Here is a 6,272-nt window from a genome sequence, read left to right on the forward strand (position 1 = left end):
TAGGAACGCTAGTGCTTACATTCGTAGGAACACTTAGAAAAGTATTTACATTAGTAGAAGTACTAGTAGGAACGCTAGTATTAACACTTGTGCTAGTGCTAGAAGGAACATTTACAGTACTATTAAGAGAAAAACTAGAAGTTTCAGATACGGAAGGTGTAGAAACAGTACTTTGAGATATGCTTTGAGGTAAAGTTAAATTAACACTAGGACTAAAGCTAAATACTTTTCCTCCACTTACATTATTATTTGTAGAAGTTTCAGAAATAGAGGGACTCTGAGTAGAAGTTAAACTAAATGAAGGAGTAAATACTCTTGATCTACGAGTTGCTAAAAAAGCCTTTTTGGTAGAAAGCATTAAAGAATTTTTACTAGCTAAACTAGAAAAAGCTTGAGGACTTGTAAAATCAGCAAGTAAATCTCCGGGTTTTTCTAAAGGGTCAAGCAGAAATCCGGTTAATTCCACAGATCTTCTCTTAAATGATGAAACTGGAGCAGAAACAAGCCCACCTCTTCTAGGAAGAGATAATATCGCACCTCCTAAAACTCCTGCAGTAGCTGCACCAACACCTACGCCTAATAAAACATTTTCAACTCTTGGTTTTCTACCAGCAGCCTTTGCATCACTAAACTCTTGAAATCCACCTTCAACAGCTCCAATAGGAGCAATAATTTTAGCAGTTTGAAGAAATCTATTTAAAACTTTAGATTCTCTTAAAGTTTGTCTTTTTAAAACGTTTGATGTAGATTGCTTTGCACTAGCAGCAATAAAATCAGCATAGCTAATTCCTTTAGGAGGGGTTGTAAGTATATCCGATGCAACTTTTGAAGAAATTTTACTTTGCCTTGGACTTACACTTAATTTTTTAGATGCAGCACTAATAGCTTTTCTTCCAGTTAATTCAGAAATTCTTTCCATACCTAACAATTCAGCAAACTTAACACTCTCTCCAGCAATAAGTCTTTTTTCAGCAGCTTTAGTAAAGGTACTTACTTGCTCAGGAGGAACAGATTTAGCGACTTGCTGTGTAAAGTCGGCTAAAAAGTCTTCTTTTCTTCCACCAGTTGCAGTAATGATAGGTATAAATGAGCCTTGCCTTGCAGAGGTACCTTTAAAGGCATCTTTAAAAATATCGCTTTTCATAGCTATTCTTTGTTCTTTAGGTGCAGTCAATTCAATTCCTTTTTTAGCAATTGAACCACCTACAAAAGCAGTACCAGCTTCTCTAAGTAATTTTGTAGCTTTAGAAGGTACTTTAGATGCAGCTGCCTGAGCCTTTGTGGCTCCAGCACCAATTAAAGCAATACTAGATACACTTCCAAGAAATGTAGCTAAATCTACTGCTTTTGAAGTAGGAGTCTGCTTTACTGTTTGTAATTTTTGTAATTCTTTTTTGTTTAAAAAGACTCCTGAAGCAAAGCCTGAGGCAATTCTTCCTGTTGTTGTCCCAAAAAATCTTTCAGATTTTGTTTGAGGCTCAAAAGTACCTGTTATTTTAGGAGGTAATGGAGTTGCAGGAATAGTTATTTCTATGTTTTGGCCTTTTACATTAACTGTACCACCTTGCTCTTTTAAAGGTCTTAATTGCTTATTTACATCAGTAAAAGACTGACTAATAGCTTGATTTATTGCTTTTTCTTGAGGAGTTCTTCCAGCAGTAAGATTTGGAGCTTGATCCCTTTTAATTGCAGTTAAAACTCTACTTCTAACAATATTTTCAGCAGTTGAAGGCTTAGAAGAAGATTTAGCAATAATTTCTTTAGCTTGAGGAGTTATTACTTCCTTTTGGATTGTAGAAATAGCACTTTTAAGAGCCTCACTAGGTCTTGATGATGAACTTGAAAATTTTTTTTCTAGTAAAGAAGCTTGAGTTTCACCTTTACTTTGATCTGGAACAAAAGTAGTTCCTGTTTGAGTATCTTTTACAGTTCCCCCCTTTCCTTTAATAAAACGAGAAGAAGAAGAACTACTAGATGATTTTGATTTAGAAGAAGATCTTTTAGAACTTGAATTTAAAACTATTTTAGTCCTACCTTTAGAATCCTTTGTTACTGTTGCATTATTAGAACTTATTACCTTTGATATTTTTATCAGCTCTATTAATACTATTTAAGTACTAATATATAAAGGTTTTGAATAAAAATAAAAAAATTAAACAATTTGCAGCATTTCTTCAAGGACTTCATTATAATTAGCAGAAACTTCTACATATTTCTCTATGAAATCCCTGCACTTCTTTTTTTTATCTATGGAATTAATTTTGTTACCTCTTCAGCATACTTTTCTTTAGTAATTAATCCTGATTTATATGCTTCATTAAGCTTAGTTAGCTCACTAGGCTCTTCTTTAGGAGTAGGAAATAAATTTACTACCAAAGTTCCTAATATTTTAACAGAAATATAATCATTTCCATTTTTATCTTTGTTAATCCATGCTGCTGCACCATCCCCTTTATAATCGGGACCTCTACGTTTATTTTCTTCTGCCATTTTTATACTTTTTTATCTTGACTAATCTTTATCAATTATGACCTCCTTCAATTAATATTTTTAACTTTAAAAATTCTAAAGCATGAATTATCTCTGCATGGGAATATCCGACACATAATTTATCCATATCATTTATTAATTTGCTATCACTTACGAATTTCATCTTTTATGAATCTCCTTTTTTTTTATTTCTTCATAATAAACGTCATAATCTAAAATAATGGCTACAATTAAAACTATATTAATAATAGGAATCATTCCCAAAATTAAAATAGTAAGTATATCTTTCCTTGAAAGTTCTTTTACATCATTCATGTGCCAAGTTATTACTCTTTTATACTTCTTCATCTAAAGTAACCTCACAAGTTCGTACTTCTTTTTGAAAACATCAGGCTTACAAGGATAAAACTCTCCTATTAAACCTTTGATAATGAAATCTCCCTTACTAGCTATGTGCTGAACCTCTTTATCCCCATCTTCTAAGGTACAAATTTGTATCTCCTGTGAATCAATATTGTGTTTTCCGAGATTTTCGATGCCACAGAATTGGATTAACTCATTAAAATTTTTCCCAGTCCATTCAACTGCTTCAAGCTCTATCGGTTTAGTTTTATATATTCCTTTCATCAATTATGACCTCCTTATTTCTTAAATAATATTTATTTTGAATATACACAAACAAACATTCAGCGTAAAACTTTTCTGCTTCCAGTAGTTCAGTTTCTAAATCTTTCTCTTTTTTCAACATATCTTTAGCACTCTTTACATACTCAATATCTTCTAAGATAGTTTCAATATATTCTTCATAAGCTTTTTTGTATTTCCCCTTTAATTCAGATTCCCATTCAGGAGATGATTCTGTTACTTTCTTCAATATAAAATCCCCTATATTAAGCATCAATTTTGCTTCCATTAAGTTTCTATTCATCATAAGTAACCTCTTTATGTTCCTTTGCAAGATATTTAAAACAACATTTTTTATTACAAAAAGCTAAATCTCTTAGCCCATTTACACTTATAATTATTCTACTTGATTCAAATAACACTAAACTATTTTCATCCCAATCCGACTTTATTTCATCTCCACAATAATCACAATATTCTCTATTCATCTTTTATGAATCTCCATTTGACTTTTGCGAACATTTTTGTAAGATAAAATCGTGCCAGTTTTGACTTCCTTTTACCTTTTGCATCTTTTCAAATTCCTCATCTGTGAACTTTTCGTTAATTGTTTTCATTCTAAAACTTCTCCTGATACTCTTTAAGTATTTCATCAGGACACAAATCTAAATACATTCCAGTAGTAGATAGATCAGAGTGTCCTAACATTCTTTGTATTGCTCTAAGGCTAATTCCTTTCCTTAAACAAGTTGTTGCAAATCCATGCCTTAGACTATGGAAAGTAGCAGAAGGCTTTTTATTAAAGATTCCTGCCTTCTCACAAGCACGTTTAAAGGCTTTCTGTAAGCTTCTATTCTCAAATTCAAAAGGAATAAAGTGTAAGAACTCTTCTTTGAAACCTTTAGGAATAGGCACTATTCGATCCTTTTTACCTTTACCCTCTCTTACTTTTAATTGATTTGTTTCAAAATCAAAATCTCTAGGTTCTAAATTTATTACTTCACTTAATCTTAGTCCTGAACCAAAAGCCATAAGGAAGGCAACTCTGTGCCTTCTCTTAGGAGTATTCTCTAAAATTTGTCCAAATTCATCTTCGTTAATATCAATAGGTAAACGCTTTGGTCTTGTTTTACTCCCTTTTGCTTTAATTGGATATGACATTTTAATTAAATTTATCTACCTCATTTCCCCATACATCAAAACCTTCTTTTGATTCTCTAGCAAAAAGTTCAATTCTAGGCAAATCCCCATATAATTTTAATATCTCTTGCCTGATCTCATTTGGTTTTCTTGAGTGTTCTGCAATCTTATGGATTTGTAGATTTCTTATTCCTGCATTAATTCTAGGCACTCCTTTACCTTTAGTTCCAAGTAATACTATTTCAGGATTCCCTCTTGTATGTCTACCCATACCCATAAAGAAGCTATCAGAAACCTTATTTTTCTTAACCCAAGTAAAGGCAACAGTCTTAAACTTAAAACCCCATAAATCCATTAATTTAAGCCCTTCTTGTAATTGAGGATAAGTACACCACATTAAACAAACCGAATCCTTATCAACAGATATATTTTTAATAATATTCCCCATTTCATCAGTAGGAGTTAATTTGTATTTGTGACAAGCACCTCTATTTCCAGCATTAGCTTTGTCTTGATACACCCAAGCAGGATCAGCATAAATTATTTTATAATTTTTCTTATCTTTACTAACATCAATTCTTTCCATATTAATCTTGTATCTCCGAAATTTTAAATTTTGATTTGCAGGAAATACAACTTACTTCACTACCTACTTCAAAATGATTCATTCCATTATAAAATTGTATATTGCTCGAACATTTCGGACATTCTGCATAAATTTCAGCAGTTCTTTGGAATTTAATTGTTTTAACCATACTAAGTTAGTAAGTAAGCTTATATTTAAATGTTTCGCTTTTGTTTGTAATGCGAACAAAATATCAGAAATAAGAGGTCGTGAAACCTACAAGTTAAAAAGAAAATCAAAGCAAGGGTTTTTCACTGTGCCTAATCTACGGTTAGTCGGTTTACCCTCAATCCATTGTCCCCGAATCTTTATGATTAGTTCCTTTAACAGTACGTGGTGAGTTTAACTCGCTTTGATAAAGATGTATTATTTTCTATATATTTAAATGTTCTTATTTCCTACAAGTTAAAAAAGGAAAAGTTTATATAGTTCTATGAATTAAAACATATAACGACATATGATCTGATTCTTGGTTGGCTTATGCTTTCCAAGAATTTTGATTTTTCTTTAAATGTTCTTATTTCTTACAAACTTACTATTCATGATTATAGGTTTTACCATACGTTTCAGGTAACTCTTCTGCAACATCCCATAAAGTCTTACCTTCAGGTAAAGGTTTGTAAGCTAAGTAGAAATCACCCATGTTATCATAGAAGTCAAAACAAATCGTACTTCCTTTAGTGTGTCCTACTACATCTCTAAGGCAATTACCCATATACATATCTAACATATCCCAATAAATAGGCTTAGATACAGGTATTGCCCTTACGTTCCCATGCTTTATAATAGCTTTTTCTAGTGTCATTTTTATAACCATCTATCATCCCACAAATAAGCATCACAATTAATACACTTTAAATAATGCCAATTTGCTTTATGTTGAATACATTTACAATTACTACATTTAATTAACTTTTCAGTCTCTTCTACTTGATACCAATTATGTTTCCAAATAGCCCACCTAGATAAGCTTTGATCCACATATCTGCCATCAGGCAGTTTAACTCTATTGTAATTCATTTTTTAAAACACCACCTTGCTTTGACTTCATCAGGCATAACTCTATAATCCATACCTAAATTATTGTATCCAGCAGTCATCAAATACGTTTCATATACTGCTACAACTGTGTGAATAATCCTCTCTCCTTCTTGCTCATATATAATTACATCACCCATTTTTACATCTTTAAATGAAATAGGATCATAATAAACGTAATCACCACCATATAAGAAAGGCATCATAGACATACCCTCTTGAATTTGCTCTAACTTAGCTTTCTTGCTACAAATACTTTGCTCTCTATCAGGAAACATCAAAAACCTTTCATAATAGTTCTTATACTCATTAGTAACATAATTAGTACTGTTATGAACTTTAGAGACATTCTCAA

The 6,272-nt window shown here is 31.7% G+C and carries 13 protein-coding genes; 1 reads left to right on the plus strand and 12 read right to left on the minus strand.

Going from position 1 to position 6,272, the window contains the following annotated elements; all coding sequences use genetic code 11:
• Window positions 1–1,174, minus strand: a 1,174-nt coding sequence (locus AB1Z17_RS13715; RefSeq protein WP_368052335.1) for a hypothetical protein, incomplete at its 3' end; no start/stop codon positions are given.
• Window positions 1,175–1,280: 106 nt separating this feature from the next.
• On the opposite strand from AB1Z17_RS13715, the gene AB1Z17_RS13720 reads away from it, so the two are divergent.
• Entirely contained in the window at window positions 1,281–1,475 is a 195-nt protein-coding gene (locus AB1Z17_RS13720) for a hypothetical protein (protein ID WP_368052336.1), read from the plus strand.
• 772 nt (window positions 1,476–2,247) lie between these two features.
• Here the strand turns inward: AB1Z17_RS13720 and AB1Z17_RS13725 are convergent.
• The 11 genes from AB1Z17_RS13725 to AB1Z17_RS13775 all read right to left on the minus strand — a co-directional run.
• Window positions 2,248–2,490: a hypothetical protein gene (locus AB1Z17_RS13725; RefSeq protein WP_368052337.1), complete on the minus strand. Its 243-nt coding sequence runs from the start codon at window positions 2,488–2,490 to the stop codon at window positions 2,248–2,250.
• A 31-nt stretch (window positions 2,491–2,521) separates the two neighbouring features.
• Window positions 2,522–2,653 (minus strand): hypothetical protein, encoded by a 132-nt coding sequence (locus tag AB1Z17_RS13730; protein WP_368052338.1) that lies wholly within the window; start codon window positions 2,651–2,653, stop codon window positions 2,522–2,524.
• Window positions 2,650–2,838 carry a hypothetical protein gene (locus AB1Z17_RS13735; protein WP_368052339.1) on the minus strand — a complete coding sequence of 63 codons (189 nt, stop codon included), beginning with the start codon at window positions 2,836–2,838 and terminating at the stop codon, window positions 2,650–2,652. The genes AB1Z17_RS13730 and AB1Z17_RS13735 overlap by 4 nt, the downstream gene beginning before the upstream one ends.
• Complete coding sequence (locus AB1Z17_RS13740) at window positions 2,839–3,117, minus strand: hypothetical protein (RefSeq protein WP_368052340.1); 279 nt, start codon at window positions 3,115–3,117, stop codon at window positions 2,839–2,841.
• Complete coding sequence (locus AB1Z17_RS13745) at window positions 3,101–3,421, minus strand: hypothetical protein (RefSeq protein WP_368052341.1); 321 nt, start codon at window positions 3,419–3,421, stop codon at window positions 3,101–3,103. The genes AB1Z17_RS13740 and AB1Z17_RS13745 overlap by 17 nt, the downstream gene beginning before the upstream one ends.
• Window positions 3,411–3,602: a hypothetical protein gene (locus AB1Z17_RS13750; RefSeq protein ID WP_368052342.1), complete on the minus strand. Its 192-nt coding sequence runs from the start codon at window positions 3,600–3,602 to the stop codon at window positions 3,411–3,413. The genes AB1Z17_RS13745 and AB1Z17_RS13750 overlap by 11 nt, the downstream gene beginning before the upstream one ends.
• Before the next feature lie 3 nt (window positions 3,603–3,605).
• Window positions 3,606–3,731 carry a hypothetical protein gene (locus tag AB1Z17_RS13755; RefSeq protein WP_368052343.1) on the minus strand — a complete coding sequence of 42 codons (126 nt, stop codon included), beginning with the start codon at window positions 3,729–3,731 and terminating at the stop codon, window positions 3,606–3,608.
• A 1-nt stretch (window position 3,732) separates the two neighbouring features.
• On the minus strand, window positions 3,733–4,275 hold the full coding sequence (locus tag AB1Z17_RS13760; protein WP_368052344.1) for a tyrosine-type recombinase/integrase: 543 nt from the start codon (window positions 4,273–4,275) through the stop codon (window positions 3,733–3,735).
• Between the two features lies 1 nt (window position 4,276).
• Window positions 4,277–4,840, minus strand: a complete 564-nt coding sequence (locus tag AB1Z17_RS13765; protein ID WP_368052345.1) for an MT-A70 family methyltransferase — start codon at window positions 4,838–4,840, stop codon at window positions 4,277–4,279.
• A 574-nt stretch (window positions 4,841–5,414) separates the two neighbouring features.
• Window positions 5,415–5,594, minus strand: a complete 180-nt coding sequence (locus tag AB1Z17_RS13770) for a hypothetical protein (protein ID WP_368052346.1) — start codon at window positions 5,592–5,594, stop codon at window positions 5,415–5,417.
• 301 nt (window positions 5,595–5,895) lie between these two features.
• Window positions 5,896–6,272, minus strand: a 377-nt coding sequence (locus AB1Z17_RS13775) for a hypothetical protein (protein WP_368052347.1), incomplete at its 5' end; no start/stop codon positions are given.

The sequence above is a fragment of the Lutibacter sp. genome (assembly GCF_040883305.1).
Lineage (GTDB): Bacteria > Bacteroidota > Bacteroidia > Flavobacteriales > Flavobacteriaceae > Lutibacter.